The organism is Fulvimonas yonginensis, from assembly GCF_037137055.1.
GTDB lineage: Bacteria > Pseudomonadota > Gammaproteobacteria > Xanthomonadales > Rhodanobacteraceae > Frateuria_A > Frateuria_A yonginensis.
In genome coordinates this window covers 110,026-126,900 of record NZ_JBBBNY010000006.1, presented here as the reverse complement: position 1 = coordinate 126,900, position 16,875 = coordinate 110,026, and the positions used below count along the sequence as shown (strand labels likewise).

Here is a 16,875-nt window from a genome sequence, read left to right as displayed (position 1 = left end):
GTCGCGCCCGCCGTCTGCCTCCAGCCTTCAGGAGACGACGGCACTTCCGCTGGCCGTCTCCCGCAGCGCGCGCAGGACCAGTTGCTGGCGGCCGTTGACCCCGCATCGTTCGAAGATGTTGTGCAGGTGGGTCTTGACCGTGGTCGGGCTGATGCCCAGGCGGCGGCCGATTTCCTTGTTGCTGAGGCCCTGCGCCACCCATCGCACGATTTCGCGCTGACGCTGGGTGAGTTCGGCCATGCCCGGCGGTGCTGGCCGCTCGGCGTGCAGCAGATGCTTGAGCTCCGCCAGCGCGGTGGCCATCAGTACGCGGGGAATCCAGCACTCGCCCGCGTGGATGGCGAGGATCGCCTGGCGCCAGGTCGCCGGCTGCGCATCGCGCGGCAGGCAGCCGTGCACGCCCTGCTTTACCGCGGCGAGGACTTCCGGCTTGGTCAGGGTGTCGGCGTACAACAGGATCCGTGGCGGCACCGGCCGCGCCAGCAGGCGGCCCAGCAGGCCGCTGCAGGCATGGGCCCAGGCCGCTTCGAGCACCACCAGCGATGGCCGGTGGGCGGCGACCAGTTGGCGCAGCCGCTCGGGTGCGCCGGTGTCGCCGAGCACCTCGAGGTCGCTGTGGCGCTTGAGCTCACTGCCCAGCGAACGGCGGAAGGCAGGTTCCGGACTGCCCAGCACGATTCCGATCATGCCTCCCTCCTGCAGCGCCCGTTTTCTTGCGATTGTGTCGTACCTGCGTGAGGAAAGGGTATGCCCCCCGCGACGCCGGCGTACTCCGAGCGGAGTATTCAACCGGGCCATCCGCACGCAGCATCCTGCGCTCCCCCCCGCAGTGGCGGTCCCTCAGGGAGCTCAGGTCATGAAAATCAAACGCTTGCTCGGCACGTTCCTCTCCGCTCTCCTGCTGACGCTGATCGGAGCGGCACCGGCCTGGGCCGGTACCGTGGTCACCTATACCGGCCAAGGCTTCAACTTCGACGGCAACACGCACAACCTCAACGACGAGCGCTGCGGTCTGGAAGGGCAGAACATCGCCGACGACGGCGGCACCGGCCAGTTCGCCGACTGGCATGGCCCCGGCCAGCCCTACCAGACCGGCGACGGCTACCTCGTGTGGGTGCTGACCGCCAACGGCGCCACCTCCGCCACGCTCACCCTGCCGGACCGGACGGTGCAGATGATCCAGGTGGGCGGCACGTTCAAGTACGCCAGCAAGTACTACCGCTACAACAAGCTGGTCACCCTGCCGGTGACCGCCAACTACACCGGGACGGTCCGTGGCAACGTGCAGCTCGTGGTCAGCCACGGCTGCCAGCCGATGAAGACGCCGGGGGCGTGGTGCTCGCCGGGCTACTGGCGCAACGCCCAGCAGGGCGCGTGGGACCTGGTCGGCGTGGACAAGTACGCCCCGTTCAACACGACCGTGGTGCCGAGCTTCTACATCACGCCGTCGCCGGCAGACCCGACCCTGCTGCAGGTGCTCACCACCCCGGGCGGCAACACCTTCGGCTCCGCCGCGCCGCCGTACGGGCTGAACGCCTACAAGGCCACCGCCGCCTACCTGACGAGCAGGATCCCGCTGTACAAGTTCGATCCGAAGCTAGTGGGCAACGAGTGCGCCTGCCCGATCGACAACCACGGCAACTACAAGATCCCGCACTGAGCACCTCGTGCCGTGATGCCCATTCCCCCGGCCCGCCGCCGGGGGAATGTGTTTTTCGGTCCCGGGCGGACGGCCCCGGGCCATCGTCCAGGTGCCGGCGCGGGCTGTGCGCTTGCCCGCGATTGCGGGGTCGCGTGCGTCCGCCTGCATGGCGCCGGGTGGTGGTCGGCGATGGGCGCGGCGCCACCTCGCCGACGGACGAACCGGTCGGCCCGTGGCGCTTGCAGGGGCTGGGCGATGAGCTACGAGTTCCACCTTTACCGCGCCGCGGCTGGGCTGGACGGAGACATGCCTGGGAAGGGGGCCACCGCCAGCGGCTGGGTGATCCCGAGGCCGTGCGTGCACGCAACGCCGCCCGTTTCCCGGCCCTGGCATGGACACGCGGCTCCGGTGGCGAGTGGCGCGCCACCGGTCGGGACGAAGACCAGGCGCCGCGCGAGGTATCCGTTCCCTCGGAGCAGCGCGAGGTCCTGCACGTCGCCGCCTATGCCGGGCCGCGCGAGCTACGGGCGTTGATGGATGCGATCCAGGCGAACTACTGCCATGCGGCCGCGGCGATGGCGCCGCGCGACGTGAACTGCGGCGACGACTGGCATCTGCCGGAGGCGTGATCCCGCCGGGCCCGGCGTTCGCGGGTCCTCAGCGCCGGGTCGCCAGCACGCCGTCCAGCGCCAGCTCGGTCCGGAAACCGGCCTTCTCCAGCCGGCGGGCCACTTCCCGCGGAACGTCGCGGCCGCTGGTCAGCCGGTTCGGGCTGCCGGTGTAGTGGAACAGGCGGCCGCCGCGGCGCAGGACGCGTGCCAGTTCGTCGTAGAAGGCCTGCGAGTAGAGCTCGCCCGCGATGCCGAACCGCGGTGGGTCGTGCAGCAGTGCATCCACCGAGCCGTCGGCCACCTGCGCGATCGCCTGCGCCACGTCGGCGTGGGCGAGCTCGAGGCGGCCGCCGCTTGCGGGTGCCTGCGGATCGGGCGACCAGGGGTTGAGCGTGCGCAGCCACAGTACGTCGGCATTCTTCTCGAACGAGCGGATGCGCGCCGCTCCCGCTTCCAGCGCGCACGCGGCGAAGTAGCCCAGGCCGCCGCAGGTATCCAGCAGCGTCTTGCCGCGCGGTTCGATCAGCGCCACCTTGCGCCGCGCATCCTCGTAGGGCGAGACCTTGGCCGTCGGCAGCATCTTGATGCCGTCGATCTCGAAGGTGGGCGGGCCCCATGCGGTCGGCACCAGCTTGATCAGCGCGCCCGAGAAGCGGGCCACCGCGGCGAATGCCTCGCCGTCCCAGAAATAGACGGTGCGGTCCTTCAGCGCCGACGGATACGGATAGCGCCGCCCGGCCCACAGCCAGGCGTCGGCCTGCAAACCGGCCTCGCCGACCGCGCGGCCCAGGTCGAGCGAGCCGCGCCACGTCGTGGCGCCCGCATCGCGCGCGGCGAGCAGCGCCTCGGCGGGGGGGCGCGTGAGCAGAGGCCCGGAGTAGTGGGGCACGCGATCGGACTCCTGACCCGGCGGCAGCCGGTCGAAACGGACAGGGCCGGCATCCTAACCCACGGGGGCATGGCACCCGGGGCGTCGCCTGCGGAAACCCCCCGGACACGGGCCGTGCACATCCGGGATAGAAGATGGGGCGACCCGGCTGCCGTTGCTCCCCCAGGCCCATGAGCTTTCCCCCGACGCCCTTGCCTGCGTGTGGCTGCCCGGCGAGCAGCCGCGGACCGGGTGGGGCATGAGCGCAATGCTGCCGACGCGTTTTCCCATGCGCCGCTCGGCCTGGGGGCTGGCCGGCGCGGTCGCGGCGCTGCACCTGGTGTTCGCCCGCGCCAGCGTGACCGTGCCGTACGTGTTCGGCGACGAGGCCGGGTACCTGACCAAGGCGGCGGCGCTCGCCGGCCTGGCGACCGATGCGTACTCCTCCTACTACCCCGGCTATGCGTTGTGGTTGGCGCCGCTGTATGCGCTCGAGCCGCACACGCTGGCGATCTATCCCTGGGTGCAATGGATCAACGCCGTGCTTGCCGGCGCCGGCGCCTGGTTGCTGCTCGCCCTCGCCGACGCGTTCGCGCCCGACCGGCCCGCGCACGTGCGATGGCTGGCCGCCGCCGCGCTGGGCTGCTACGCGCCGGCGCTGGCCTATTCGGCCTTCGCCCTGTCCGAGAACCTGTTCATCCCGTGGGTGCTGTTGCTGGCCTGGCTGCTGTTGCGGGCGGTGGAGCAGCCGACGCGGCGCAGGGCGCTCGCACTCGCGCTGGCGGCCGCCGGGTTGATGCTGATCCATCCCAAGGGTGTGCCGGCCGTGGTGGCGCTCGGTCTGGGCTGGCTCGCCGGCGTGCGGTCCCGGGGCCGCGTCGAGTGGCTGCGCGTGTCGGCCTGGGTCGGGGGGGCCGTGCTGCTGTTCCTCGCCACGCATCGGGTGGCGGAGGTGTTCTTCCGCCACCGCATGGGCTACTACAGCGACGGCGTCAGCGGGCACTACCCGGGGGCACGCGAGGTGCTGGCGCAGCTCACCGCTGCGCTCTCGCCGGGGCCGTTGCAGGCCATGGCCCTGCAGGCGGCGGGACAACTGCTTTATCTGGGCGTGGCCAGTTGCGGCCTGGTGCTGGTCGGCCTCGTCCGGGCCGAATCTGCGGCCTCCTCGGGCGCGCGTGCCTGCGACGTGTTCGGGCGCACCGCGCTCGTTCTCACCGTGGTGATGACCGCCTTCTTCATGCGCGACGGCGGGCGGGTGGATGCGTTGTTCTACGGCCGCTACGACGAGGGCGTGGTGGCCCTGGTGATGTTGCCGGTGCTGCTGCGCCCGCCGCCCGGCCGTGCCTGGTGGCTGTGCGCGGGCCTCGTCGCGGCGCTCGGTGGACTGTTGGTGATGGCGTACGGCTCGCGGCTCGAGGGCGAGGTGGTGCAGCTGAACGTGTTCGGCGCACAGCTGTGGCGCTTCCTGGGCGGCGTCGGTGCCCGTCACCTGCAGATCGCTGTGCTGGCCGGAGCGGGGGCCGCCAGCGTCGCGCTGCTGGGGCTGTTGCGTCGCTGGCGCGGGCTGCCGGCGCTGGTCGGCGTACTGTTCCTGGTCGGCGCCTGGCAGGGCAGCATCGCCTACCTGTCTCCGGAGAGCCGGACCAACGCCGGCCGGCACCGCATCGCCGACCGTATCCATCGCGACTTCGCGCAGGTGCCCTGCGTGGACTACGACGCGCGCGCATGGGAGTACTGGCAGCGCTTCAACGACCAGGTGCTGCTGTTGCCCGCGCGCATGCACGAGGCGGCGGTGAGTCCGCTCGCGCCCGGGCAGCCGGACGACGGTCGCACGCATGCGCGGTGCAGCGACCTGGTGATCAGCGCCACGCCCGACCTGCAGCGCTGGTATCCGGGCGCCCGCCTGCTGCAGCGCGAGAGCGGATCGCAGGAGCGTCTCTGGTGGATTCCGCGCCAGGCACGGGGGCGGCACGATGCGGTGGCGCCCGGCCGGCCGGGCGACCACGGGCGTGGCCGTGGGGCGAGCGGCGAGTGATCGCATCGCCCGCGGGGGCGGGAGGGTGATCGAGACGGCACCCACCGGCGGGCCTTGCGCGGCGCCCTGGATGGGCGGCGGCGCGAAGGCTCCCGGGTCGTCAGGAGCGGCCTACGTGCCTCGGGGCGCTCGGGTCACGGGCTGGCCAGCAGGCTGCTGGCGAGCATCACCTCGCTGATGTCCCGACGCGCTGTCCACGTGGCGGCGGCGCGATTCGCCGGCTTCAGCCAGAAGGCCTGGATCGCGCTGCGCAGCGGCGCCCGGGCGCGCAGCCGGTCGACCCGCTGCCGCGTGCGCGGGGCATCGGCGAGCGGTCCCGCCGCTCCGCGCTGGGCCAGCCGTTGTACGGCGCCCAGGCCGATCGCCAGGCCCAGCTCGCGGAAGCCCAGCAGTGTCTCGGCCGATGCCTGCAGTGGCACTTGGCCATAGGCCAGGCTGGTCTCGGCACTCTCCAGCACGCGGTCGAGCGGGCGAACGGTGCCCTCGTCGGCAGGCAGCAGGCGTTCCAATCGAGCCGCATCCATCAGCAGGCCGCCCAGGCCGAGCGGGTCGGCGGTGACAAGGGGGCAGCGCTCCAGCATCGCGGCGTAGTCTTTCGCGGCCCGCTCCAGGCCGGCGGCGAAAGACTCGCCCAGTGCCTGTCCGGTCGCGCGCAGGGTCAGCGCGGTGACTCGTCCGTCGAGCGGGTCGTGCTGGCCCATGGTGGCGACCAATGGCCGCGACAGGTCGGTGCTCATCTGCCAGTACATGCGCAGGTCGCCGCCCCGCGCCGCATGCGTGAACGCACGATGGGCGGTCTCGGCCAGCTCGCATGCCCAGCGGTGGAGGTGGGGGACGCCCCGGCGGCACGCCAGCGTGTCGAGCGCCTGCATCCAGCGCGTCAGGTAGTGGAAGTACTGGCCGTCGCGGTTCCACCCCAGCCGGTCGTCGAAGGCCTCGTCCGCGCGGCGCTCGGGCAGCGGCTTGCCGATGCGCAGGCCGGCGCGGGTGGGGTGTTGTTCGTCCGCCTGGCCGTGCGCGCCACGCAGCCAGCCGCGGCGCCGGTCGTCCTCGCGGAAGTGCCCCAGCACCTCGTGCACCTGCGCGACCGTGCGTCCGGCCAGGGTTTCGAACGGCGACCCGGCGCCGAGTTCGGCCAGCGTCTGGAAATTGCAGGCCGCAAACGCGTCGGTCCACAGGTAGCGCACGGGTACCGTGCCCGGCACCAGGCCGGTGCGCACGGCGAACTGCATCATCAGCTCCGCCGCAGTGGCGGTATCCGCGTGGGACATGCGCGTGCGATAGCCGAACCTGCCCCAAGGCCGCGTGAACCCGCCGCTGCAAATCCCAACGGGACCGATATGCCCGGGTCCGCCTTCACCCGCGGCGGGCGGGGAGGTCACGGGGTTCCTACCCTGCGCCGCGCAGCCTCGTGTCAGGCCCGCGTACCAGCGGCCATTCCAACGAGATGAGGTGACACCATGAAACGATCCTGCAGCACGGTAGTGGCCGGCGCGCTTGCCTTCGTGCTGGCGTGCGGTGGTGCGCTGGCCCAGAGCAGTGGCGGAAACGGCGGCACTGCGGGTGGCAGCCAGGCGGGCGGCAGCGGAACCAACGCCGGTACGGCTGGCCACCGCGGCATGAATGGAGCCAATGCCAGCGGCAATATGGGCACCATGGGCAACGGGGCCGGTGGCACCGGGCCCGGCGGCGGCAACGGCGCCAACGACTGCGCCAACCAGGCCGGCGTGGCCACCGCCAACCGGGTGAATCCGGAAAACGCCCCGCCCGGCACGCCGGTCCGCGGCGCCGCCAACCACGGTTCGACCGACTGGAGTTCGACCAACTGCGTACGGCCGCCCAAGGGCAACGGCCAGCAGCCGATGGCCCCCAACCCCGACCGGAACGGGGGGGGGCTGATCCCCCGGTGACCGGCGCCTGGCGCACGGCACGCTTCGAGTCCGCCTGCGGGGTTCCCGACCAGGCGGCGACAGTGGGGCGCCCTTCGAGGGCGCCCTTTTTTGCTTTTTGCGGGCCGGCGGTGTAAACGTTTTCGCTCCTTTCGCCACGGCGGGCGATGGCCCGCGTCGAGTCGCCATGAAACGAGCCGCCCCGCCTCCCTTGCTTCACGCCGTGCTGCTGACCGGCGCCCTTGCCTGCGCCAGCATCGCCTGGGCCGCGCCCGCACCGGCCGATGCGGCAGCGGGCGGACCGGGGGCCGTGGCGCCGTCGAACGCCCAGCTCGCCTCGCCGCAGATCGAGCGCCGGGTCGAAGCCCTGCTCGCGCAGATGACGCTCGCCGAAAAGATCGGGCAGCTGGTGCAGTACAACGATCAGGGCTTCAGCGCGCCGACCACCGCCGACGGCGACAAGGCGCTGGCCGCCAATCCGGAAACCAAGACCCGCGTGGATGCCATGCAACTGGCGCGGGAAGGGCGGCTGGGCTCGATGCTCAACGTGGTCGGCGCGGAGAAGACGCGTGCCTTCCAGGAGGCGGCCCTGCACAGCCGCCTGCACATCCCGATCCTGTTCGGCGCGGACGTGATCCATGGCTATCGCACGATCTACCCGGTGCCGCTGGGTCTGGCCGCCTCATGGGACCCGAAGCTGGTCGAGGACGTCTCGCACATGGCCGCCACCGAGGCCACTACCGCGGGCGTGAAGTGGTTCTACTCGCCGATGGTGGACATCTCGCGCGACGCGCGCTGGGGCCGCTCCACCGAGGGCGCGGGCGAGGACCCGTACCTGGGCTCGGCGATGGCGCGTGCCTACGTGCGCGGTTACCAGGGCGACGACCTGTCCAGGCCCGACAGCGTGGCCGCCTCGGTCAAGCACTTCGCCGCCTACGGCGCGGCCGAGGCCGGGCGCGAGTACAACACCACGGACATGTCCGACATCCGCCTGCGCCAGGTCTACCTGCCGCCCTACAAGGCGGCGGTCGAGGCGGGCGCCGCCACCGTGATGAGCTCGTTCAACGCGCTCAACGGCGTCCCGGCCACCGCCAACCCCTATTTGATGGACGAGATCCTGCGCAAGGAATGGGGCTTCGACGGCTTCGTGGTGAGTGACTACACCGCGGTGATGGAGCTGACCAACCACGGCATCGCGCGCGACGCCGCCACCGCCACCAAGAAGGCGCTGGAGGCGGGCGTCGAGGTGGACATGATGTCCCACTTCTACGACACGCAGATCCCGAAGCTGCTGGCCGAGCACCAGCTGTCGATGGCGACGGTGGACGAGGCGGTGCGCCGCGTGCTGCGGGTGAAGTTCGCGCTCGGCCTGTTCGAGCACCCGTATCCGCAGGCGCCCGAGGTGACCCGCGCGGTGCCGGCGCACCGGCCGCTGGCGCGCCGCGCGGCCGAGGAATCCTTCGTGCTGCTGCGCAACGCCACGGTGGGGAGTGCGCCGGTGCTGCCGCTGGGCGAGGGCGTCAAGCGCGTCGCACTGGTCGGCCCGCTGGCCGATGCCGCCAGCGAGATGCAGGGCTCCTGGGGCGGCGCGACGCGCGTGCCCGACGTGGTCACGCTGCGCGACGCGCTGCAGCGGCGCCTCGCCGCGCGCGGTGGCTCGCTGCTGTACGCCAAGGGCACCGACATCCTGGGCGATTCGCAGGCGGGCTTCGCCGAGGCCCGGCGTGCGGCCGAGCAGGCCGACGTGGTGGTGATGGCGCTCGGCGAGTCCAGCGAGATGAGTGGCGAGGCCGGCTCGCGCGCCCATCTCGACCTGCCGGGCAACCAGCAGCAACTGCTGGAGGCGATGGTGGCCACCGGCAAGCCGGTGGTGCTGCTGGTGTTCTCCGGCCGCCCGCTGGTGCTGGACTGGGCCGCGCAGCACGTGCCGGCGATCATGGCGGTGTGGTTCCCGGGCACCGAGGCGGGCAACGCGCTGGCCAACGTGCTGTTCGGCGACGTGGCGCCCAGCGGCAAGCTGCCGATGAGCTTCCCCCGCGCGGTGGGCCAGGAGCCGCTGTACTACGACCAGTTCCCGACCGGCCGCCCGCCGGGCGCGGCCGACCTGTCCAGGCCGCCGGCCGGCGACACGCGCTTCATCTCGCGCTACATCGACGTGCCGAACGACGCGCTGTTCCCCTTCGGCCACGGCTTGAGCTACACCACCTTCGCCTACTCGGACGTGCGCGTCTCGCGCCGCACGCTGCCGCTGGCCGAGGCCAACCGGCCCGATGCGAAGTCGCTGGTCACGGTGACCGCCACGCTGACCAATACCGGCAAGCGCGAGGCCACCGAGGTCGCCCAGCTGTACGTGCGCAACCTCGGCGCCAGCGTCGAGCAGCCGGTGCGCGGCCTGAAGGGCTTCCAGCGCGTCACGCTCCGGCCGGGCGAGTCGCGGCAGGTGCGCTTCGAGCTGGGCTTCCCGGAGCTCTCCTTCTACGACGTGCACAGCCGCCAGGTGGTGGAACCCACGCACTACACCGTGTGGGTGGGCGGCAGCTCGCAGGCCACCGAGCAGGCGGAGTTCGACGTGACGCCGTAGCCGGTCTCGCGTGGGCGACGGGGACGGGGACTCGCCTCCGTCCCCTTTTTTGCCTGCGGGCCTACTGGGGCGGGGCTGGAATAAGCGTTCGGCTCTCCTGCTGCATCCAAGGCGGACATGGCAGCGGGCGTGGCCGGTGCCGACGGTGCGCGACAGGCGGAGGAGGGTGCCATGAGCCGAGGGGTATGGATCATCCTGCTGGGATGTCTGCTGCAACAGGCGCCGGCCTGTGCGCGGGATGCCGTGGCGCAAGGCCGTTTCGCCCGGGCGCCTTGCCCGAAGAGCATCCTGCCGGGCGAGGGTGTGGTCTGCGGCGTGCTGACCGTGCCGGAAAACCGCCATCGCGCGCACAGCCGCACGATCCGGCTGCCGGTCGTGGTGTTCCACAGCCGGGCGGACACGCCCGCGCCCGATCCGGTGGTGTTCCTGCCTGGCGGTCCGGGCGGCAGCGCGCTCGTGCATCCCCTGCCGGCACGCGACAATCCTTTCCTCGCCGAGCGCGACTACGTGCTGCTGGAACCGCGTGGTGCCCGCCTGGCGCAGCCCGCGCTCGAGTGCCCGCGGATCAACGCGCTGCTGGGGATCGTCGCTGCCGGCCACCTGTCCGGCGAGGCGGGGCAGGCGGCGCTGGCCCGGGCTGCCGCCGCCTGTCGCGCGGCGCTGGTGGCGAAAGGCGTCGACCTGGACGGCTACACCAGCGCCGAGACGGCGCAGGACCTCGAGGACCTGCGCAAGGCACTGGGCTACGCGCGCTGGAACCTGTTCGGCCACTCCTACGGCACGCGGCTGGCGCTGACCGTGCTGCGTGACCACCCGCAAGGCGTGCGCAGCGTGATCCTCGATTCGGTGCTGCCGCCCGAGGTCGGCTTCGACGAGCACGCCTCGGCCAACCTCCGGCGCGCGCTCGATGCCGTGTTCGACGGCTGCGCGGTCGACCCCGCGTGCGCGCGGGCGCACCCGCAGCCGGCCGCGGAGTTCGCCCGTCTGGTGGCGCAGGCCGACCGCTCGCCGCTGCCCCTGCCCAGCGTGCGCGGCTCGGACGGCAGGGCGGTGACGGTACGCGGCGCCCAGGTCGTCGCCGCGCTGTACGAGGCGTTGCACGACCCGGCCGCGATCGGCCACATCCCCGCCGTGATCGGCGACAGCCTCGCCGGACGGACCGCGGCGCTGGCCCGGCTGGTGGCGGCGGGCCAGGGCGCCTCGTCGTTCGCCTGGGGCCTGCGCCTGTCGGTGTGGTGCGGCGAGGAGATGCCCTTCGAGGACCGTGTGCGCGTCGAAGCCCAGCTCGCCCCCGCCTGGGGCCTCGGTGGCGTCGACGAGCGTACCGCCTCGCCCGGGACGTGCCGCGCGTGGGGCGTCGCGCCCGCGGCAGCTCGTGAGAACGCACCCGTGACGAGCGACGTGCCGGTGCTCGCGCTGGCCGGGGAGTTCGACCCCGACACGCCGCCGGCGTGGGCGCGGCAGCTGGTCGCCAACATGCCGCACGCACGGGTGGTCGTCTTCCCCGGGCAGAGCCACGGTGCCGGCTTCAACCGCTGCGGCGCCGCCCTGGAAACGGCCTTCCTGCACGATCCGGGCGGGCCGCTGCCGTTGGACTGCGTGCTGACCATGCGCGGCGCGGACTTCGGCGCCAGCGGCAGGCCGTAGCGCCGGCGCTCCGGTCCGTCCGTGTTCAAGCCGACGTAACGCCGCGCGGCCTACGCTGCGGGCCATGCATGGGCGGCGTGCCTTCCTCCGGCGCTGGAGCCGCATCGCGCTGGGTGCGGCGGCGGGGGCGCTCGTGCATCGCGTGCCGGCGGGCCCGGAGGGGGCGGGCGGATCCGCGCCTTCCCCGGTGACGCTGTTCCTCTGCGGGGATGTGATGACCGGACGCGGCATCGACCAGATCCTCGCCCATCCGTCCGATCCGGTTCTGCACGAACCATACATGCACGACGCCCGCGGCTACGTCGCGTTGGCGGAAAACGCCGCCGGAGCGGTTCCACGCAAGGTGGATCCCGGCTACGTCTGGGGCGACGCGCTGGCGCAGTGGCGGGCGCGCCGGCCGCAGGCGCGCATCGTCAACCTGGAGACGAGCGTCACGCGGCACGACCATCCCTGGCCCAAGGGCATCAACTACCGCATGCACCCGGCCAACATCGACGTGCTCGCCGCGGCGCACATCGACTGCTGCGTGCTCGCCAACAACCACGTGCTGGACTGGGGACGCGAAGGCCTGGCGCAGACGCTCGCCGTGCTGCGTGCGGCGCACGTCGCGGTCGCCGGCGCGGGCGAGCGGCTGGCCATGGCGCAGGCGCCGGCCGTACTGCCGCTGGCCGGCGCGGGGCGGTTGCTGGTGTTCGCGGCGGCCACCGCGGACGCGGGCGTGCCGGCGGACTGGGCCGCGGAGGCAACGCGAGCGGGCGTCTGGCGCCTGCCGGACCTGTCGGCGGGGACGGCCGCGCACATCGCCGCCGAGGTCGCCCGGCACAGGCGTGCCGGTGATCGGGTGGTGTTCTCCCTGCACTGGGGCGGCAACTGGGGCTACGAGGTGGCGCCCGCGCAGCGCGCGTTCGCGCACGCCCTGATCGACGAAGCCGGCGTGGACCTGCTCTACGGCCATTCCTCGCACCATCCCAAGGCGATCGAGGTGCACCACGGGCACCTGGTCCTGTACGGCTGCGGCGACTTCCTCAACGACTACGAGGGCATCGGCGGCCACCAGGCCTACCGCGGCGAACTGGGCCTCATGTACTTCCCGCAACTGGAGGCCACGCGCGGGCGCCTGTGCGAACTCACCCTGGTGCCGACCCGCGTGCGTCGCTTCCGCATCGAGCGGGCGCCACCGGAGGACCGGCGCTGGCTGTTCGCCGTGATGCGTCGCGAATGCGCCCGCATGGGCTGCGACGTGGAGGAAAAGCCCGACGGCAGCTGGGCGCTGGTGTGGTGACCAAGCCGCGGGCGTGCCTGGCGGGTGCCCGTGACCGGAACATCCGCCAGGCATGTGTCGTCAGTGCACGAAACGGATCGCGTTCGCCGGGATCGGCGCCGAGCGCATCGCGTTGAGGGTCGCGACCAGCTCGAGGTAGCTGCGGGCCAGTTGTGCGTAGAGCGCCGCGTAGGCCTGCCGGCTGGCGTCGGCCACGCCCTGGTAGGCGCTGCGGCCGAGGTCGATGAAGTACTCCACGCTGACCCGCCGCCGCTCGGCCAGGCCGGGGAACAGGCCGGCCACCAGCAGGCAGCGGTCGCCCACGTCGCGCAGGGCGTCGGCGCGTGCGCTGCCCATGCGGGCCTGCGCCTCCATCCACTCCACCCCCTGCACGTGCGAAAGCAGCAGCGTGTCGCCCTGGTAGCGCAACAGCACGAACACCAGGTAGCTCTCGCGCGACTCGTCGAGCGGATGGCCCGTGCGTCCCGCCGCTTCCTTCACCAGCGCCTGCCAGACCTCGGCCGGCGTGCCTTTCTTGAACGCTTCGATCATGCATCTGCCCTCGCTTCACCAGGCGGTTCCGAGCCTAGCGCGATGCGAAGCGGACTGCTCGGCAGCCGGGGCGGGCGAGTGCTGACATGCGCCGACCACGCATGCCACGCAGACTCACGTTCCCGCCAGATGCAGCGTCTCCGCCTCGTGCGCGTGCAGGGGCAGGTGCGTGGCGCCGGTGGCGGCGATCGCGGGGCCGGCCAGCGCGAGCAGGTCCCTGTTCGCGTCGATCACCACCAGGATGCGGCCCGCGTCGATTTCGCGCTTGAAGCGCCGGTGCACCACGTCCGGCACGTCGGTGCCCACCAGTGCGCCGGTCCAGCCGCCCACCGCCGCCCCGGCCAGCGCGATGGCGGCGGCGCCCGCCAGCGTGACGCCCAGCGGCGGCACGGCGATCGCGAGCAGGCCGAGCAGCACGCCGGTGGCGCCGCCGCACAGCAAGCCGCGTGCGGCGGCCGGGTAGAAGTCGGTGCGGCCGACCATCAGGTGGTCGGGAATCTGCTCCAGTTCGATGTCCTCGCGGGCGATCAGCGAGATGTCGTTGTCGGGTACGCCGGCACGGCGGGCGGCGTCCATGGCCACGCGCGCGGCGGAAAGGTCGGGGGTGCTGAAGACACAGCGGGTTTTCATGGGGGCCTCCGTCGGTGTGCTGTCCGCGCGCGGCGGGTCGGAGGCCAGCGACGCGCCGTGGGCGGGCAACGACCATTGTCGTCCGCCGGGGTGACGGTGCCGTTGGTGCGGTGTTATCGCCACGCGCCGGCGGCGATCCCGTCCGCTGCGCCTCGGCGACGATCGACGTCGCGCCAAGAACAAGAAAAAGAGGCGGGCCGCCGCCCGCCTCCCGTCGCACGGTCCCGCCGGCTAGTGGCCGTGCGGGGTGAAGTTGACGGCGCCCTCCACCGCGGCGGCCGCATCGAGTATGCCCGCGCCGATCGAGTACTTGCCCTTGGGCGGGATCATCGGGCGGTAGGCGGTTTCCTGCAGCACGGCGAGCACCTGCCTGGGCTTCAGCGGCGGCAGGCACAGCGCCTTGCGTGCGCTCTGCATGAGCGCCACCGTGCCGGTCACGTGCGGTGCGGCCTGCGAGGTGCCGGCGTAGCCGGCGTAGGTGGTGCCTTCGGGCACCGGCGTGGTGGTGCCGTTGTTCAGCGCCTGCCACACGAAGCCGTCGTAGGACAGCACGCCGGTGTCCGGATCGTCGTCCTGGTAGACGCCGCCGCCGGGCGCGGCGATCTCCACCGCGTGGCCGTAGTTTGAGTAGTAGGCGCGACGGCTGGTGATGCCGGTGGAGGCCACGGTGATGACGCCGGGGCAGCCCGCCGGGGTGTACTTCGCCGCATCGTCGGCGTTGTTGCCGGCGGACACCACCACCACGGCACCGAGCTGATTGGCCTTGGCCACGGCCCTGGCGGTCACGTCGTTGGGATGGCAGCGGCCGGCGCCGCCCAGGCTCAGGTTGATCACCTGCGCCGGGTGCTTGTTGCGCGGCACGCCCTCGACCTTGCCCCCTGCCGCCCAGACGATCGCGTCGGCGATGTCGCTGGTGTAGCCGCCGCAATGGCCGAGCACGCGCACCGGCAGCACCCTGGCGTGGAAGGCGATGCCCGCCATGCCCATCGCGTTGTCGGTGATCTCGGCGCCGGCGGTGCTGGCCACGTGGGTGCCGTGCCAGGAGCTGTCCTCCGGCGGATGGCTCTCGTCGGTGCACGCGGACAGCCACGGCTCGGTGGTGGTCCAGTCGCCCAGGTCCCAGCCGCCGGGCACGCGGTCGTCGGTCGGCCGGCCGGAGACGAAGGCGTCGCTGATGAAGTCGTAGCCGGCGTCGGCGAGCTTGGTGTTCACGTCGACGTGGCGGGTGATGCCGGTGTCGAGCACGGCGATCACCACGCCGGTGCCGTCGGCGAGGTCCCAGGCGTCGTTGACCCGCGTGCCGCCGTGGTTGGCGTCGCCGAAGAAGGTGATGCTGCCATCGGGCGCCTTCAGGTTCCACTGGTAGGCGGGGTAGTAGGTGTCGCTGGGCGTGAAGGTCTGCGGCTGCAGGCCGTCCGGCGCGCGCAGGTCGCGCACCCGCTGCAGCATCACGTCCGGCGCGACGTACTGCACCGCCGGGTCGGCGGCGATCTGGCGGATCAGGCTGGCCGCCTCGGCCCGATCGAGCTTGCGCGAGGTGCGGATCAGGTCCGCGCCGGTGGCGAGCTTGCGCTGGTAGCTCGCGCGTACGGCGGTACGGCCGGCGGCGAGGCTGGCACGATCGAGTCCCGCGCGGTCGATCGCGGCGCCGAGGTTCTGCAGCAGGGCGGCGCGGTCGGCGCGCTCGGTACTGCCGTCGCGATAGGTGACGATGAAGCGGTCATAGTGGCCGTTCGGCGCCAGGCTGCCGAGGTCGAAACGGGCGTCGTCCGGAGCGGACGGCGTGGCCGCGTGGGCGGACAGGGACAGCGCGAGCGCAATGGAGGCGCCCAGCAGCGCCTTGATCGCGAGACGGTGGGTCATGCGGTGGTCCTCCGGGTGGTGCGCCGGCTCTCCGGCGCGTCAGGCAGCGAGAGAAACCGGGCGTAGCCGTCCGGTGGCAGGGACGTTCCGCGCGCGCCATGCCTTCAGCCATCCTCGACGGCCAGGCCCGCGCGGCATCCCATCGTGACACTAGGGACGCCATCGTGGGGCAGGCGTGAACGCGTTCGCGCGCACCTCGGCAGGACGGTTGCACGGCAGGCCGCAGGCCGCGTCGACATCGCCTCACGTGTCGCTGCGGCGGTGCTAACGCCGTCTTGCCTAGCCTCGGGGACGACGCGGAAGCACCGCGCCCGATCGTTCCACACAGGAGAGCCGCATGCGCCCCGATCAGCAGAAACTCAACGCGCAACACAAGTCCGGCATGAAGGACGAGCCCAAGGACATCGAGAACCGCCGCCAGCCGCAGGCGGCCTCCAAGCAGGGGTATCACGAGCCCGCCAGCGGGCAGGGCATCGTCCGCCGGCGCGACGGCGAGCATGACGGGCGGCGCGGCTAGCGTCCGATGGTTCCAGCCCCGATGGTGGAACCCGAGCGAGGCCACCGACGATGAGACTCCGGAACCGCATCGCCTGGTGACCGGTTCAGCGGCATCGGCAAGGCGATCGCCGTGACCTTCGCGCGCGAAGGCGCCGACGTGCTGGTGCACTACCACGCCGATGCCGCAGGCGCGCAGGACACCGCGGCGCAGGTGCGCGCGGCCGGTCGCCGTGCCGGGTGCTGCAGGCGGATTTCGCCGACCCGCGCGACGCCAGCCGCTTCTTCGCACAGGCGATGGAACGCATGGGCGGCCTGCACGTGCTGGCGTGGGCGCACCGCACAGCGACCCGCTCGACACCACGCTGGAGGAAGTCCAGCGCACCCTCGGCGTGGACCTGCTGGCGCCGTGGCTGCTGTGCCAGGCGGCCGCGCGGGCCGGCGCCATCGTCAACATCACCTCGGTGCACGAGGAAATCTCCCTGCCGGGCAGCGCCGCCTACGACGCGGCCAAGGCGGCGCTGCGTTCGCTGACGCGCACGCTGGCGCTGGAGCTGGCGGGCCGCGGCGTGCGCTTGAACACTGTCGCGCCCGGACTGATCGAGACGCCGCTGACCGCGAACAGGATCCACGACCCGCAGCGCGCCGGGCACGACCGCCGGCAGATCCCGATGCATCGCCCGGGACGGCCGCAGGAGCTGGTCAACGCCGCGCTGTTCCTGGCCTCGGACGAGGCCAGCCAGTCACCGGCAGCAGCTGCTTCGTCGATGGCCCTGATGCGCAACCTCGGCGGCGCCTGAG

General features: G+C 72.4%; 15 protein-coding genes. 9 read left to right on the top strand and 6 right to left on the bottom strand.

Going from position 1 to position 16,875, the window contains the following annotated elements:
* Positions 1–27 precede the first annotated feature (27 nt).
* Positions 28–687, bottom strand: coding sequence for a response regulator transcription factor (locus WAT24_RS10410; protein WP_336807796.1), 660 nt, complete (start codon positions 685–687; stop codon positions 28–30).
* Positions 688–856: 169 nt separating this feature from the next.
* Here WAT24_RS10410 and WAT24_RS10405 point away from each other — a divergent pair, with 169 nt between their 5' ends.
* Together WAT24_RS10405 and WAT24_RS10400 are read left to right on the top strand one after the other, a co-directional pair.
* On the top strand, positions 857–1,660 hold the full coding sequence (locus tag WAT24_RS10405; RefSeq protein ID WP_336807795.1) for a hypothetical protein: 804 nt from the start codon (positions 857–859) through the stop codon (positions 1,658–1,660).
* Between the two features lie 335 nt (positions 1,661–1,995).
* Positions 1,996–2,271 carry a hypothetical protein gene (locus WAT24_RS10400; protein ID WP_336807794.1) on the top strand — a complete coding sequence of 92 codons (276 nt, stop codon included), beginning with the start codon at positions 1,996–1,998 and terminating at the stop codon, positions 2,269–2,271.
* A 28-nt stretch (positions 2,272–2,299) separates the two neighbouring features.
* Here WAT24_RS10400 and WAT24_RS10395 read toward each other — a convergent pair whose 3' ends face one another.
* On the bottom strand, positions 2,300–3,142 hold the full coding sequence (locus WAT24_RS10395; protein WP_336807793.1) for a class I SAM-dependent methyltransferase: 843 nt from the start codon (positions 3,140–3,142) through the stop codon (positions 2,300–2,302).
* A gap of 238 nt (positions 3,143–3,380) precedes the next feature.
* On the opposite strand from WAT24_RS10395, the gene WAT24_RS10390 reads away from it, so the two are divergent.
* A complete protein-coding gene (locus WAT24_RS10390; RefSeq protein WP_336807792.1) occupies positions 3,381–5,156 on the top strand; it encodes a hypothetical protein in 1,776 nt (591 codons plus the stop codon).
* A 134-nt stretch (positions 5,157–5,290) separates the two neighbouring features.
* Here the strand turns inward: WAT24_RS10390 and WAT24_RS10385 are convergent, their stop codons facing one another.
* Positions 5,291–6,427 (bottom strand): hypothetical protein, encoded by a 1,137-nt coding sequence (locus WAT24_RS10385; RefSeq protein WP_336807790.1) that lies wholly within the window; start codon positions 6,425–6,427, stop codon positions 5,291–5,293.
* Between the two features lie 189 nt (positions 6,428–6,616).
* On the opposite strand from WAT24_RS10385, the gene WAT24_RS10380 reads away from it, so the two are divergent.
* The 4 genes from WAT24_RS10380 (at position 6,617) to WAT24_RS10365 (ending at position 12,555) form a co-directional block, all read left to right on the top strand.
* Positions 6,617–7,066, top strand: a complete 450-nt coding sequence (locus WAT24_RS10380; RefSeq protein ID WP_336807789.1) for a hypothetical protein — start codon at positions 6,617–6,619, stop codon at positions 7,064–7,066.
* 166 nt (positions 7,067–7,232) lie between these two features.
* Positions 7,233–9,626 (top strand): beta-glucosidase BglX, encoded by a 2,394-nt coding sequence (gene bglX / locus WAT24_RS10375; RefSeq protein WP_336807788.1) that lies wholly within the window; start codon positions 7,233–7,235, stop codon positions 9,624–9,626.
* A 171-nt stretch (positions 9,627–9,797) separates the two neighbouring features.
* Positions 9,798–11,273, top strand: a complete 1,476-nt coding sequence (locus tag WAT24_RS10370; RefSeq protein WP_336807787.1) for an alpha/beta fold hydrolase — start codon at positions 9,798–9,800, stop codon at positions 11,271–11,273.
* Positions 11,274–11,337: 64 nt separating this feature from the next.
* Positions 11,338–12,555 (top strand): CapA family protein, encoded by a 1,218-nt coding sequence (locus tag WAT24_RS10365; protein ID WP_336807786.1) that lies wholly within the window; start codon positions 11,338–11,340, stop codon positions 12,553–12,555.
* Between the two features lie 60 nt (positions 12,556–12,615).
* On the opposite strand, the gene WAT24_RS10360 is transcribed toward WAT24_RS10365, so the two are convergent.
* From WAT24_RS10360 to WAT24_RS10350, 3 genes are all read right to left on the bottom strand, one after another.
* Positions 12,616–13,086: a hypothetical protein gene (locus WAT24_RS10360; protein ID WP_336807785.1), complete on the bottom strand. Its 471-nt coding sequence runs from the start codon at positions 13,084–13,086 to the stop codon at positions 12,616–12,618.
* 114 nt (positions 13,087–13,200) lie between these two features.
* Positions 13,201–13,716 carry a hypothetical protein gene (locus tag WAT24_RS10355; RefSeq protein WP_336807784.1) on the bottom strand — a complete coding sequence of 172 codons (516 nt, stop codon included), beginning with the start codon at positions 13,714–13,716 and terminating at the stop codon, positions 13,201–13,203.
* 231 nt (positions 13,717–13,947) lie between these two features.
* The gene (locus WAT24_RS10350; RefSeq protein WP_336807782.1) at positions 13,948–15,579 is read right to left on the bottom strand and encodes a S8 family peptidase; all 1,632 of its coding nucleotides are present in this window, start codon (positions 15,577–15,579) and stop codon (positions 13,948–13,950) included.
* A gap of 337 nt (positions 15,580–15,916) precedes the next feature.
* Between WAT24_RS10350 and WAT24_RS10345 the strand changes: the two genes are divergently transcribed.
* Positions 15,917–16,096, top strand: coding sequence for a hypothetical protein (locus WAT24_RS10345; protein WP_336807781.1), 180 nt, complete (start codon positions 15,917–15,919; stop codon positions 16,094–16,096).
* 307 nt (positions 16,097–16,403) lie between these two features.
* Positions 16,404–16,874, top strand: a complete 471-nt coding sequence (locus WAT24_RS10340) for an SDR family NAD(P)-dependent oxidoreductase (RefSeq protein WP_336807780.1) — start codon at positions 16,404–16,406, stop codon at positions 16,872–16,874.
* Position 16,875 lies beyond the last annotated feature (1 nt).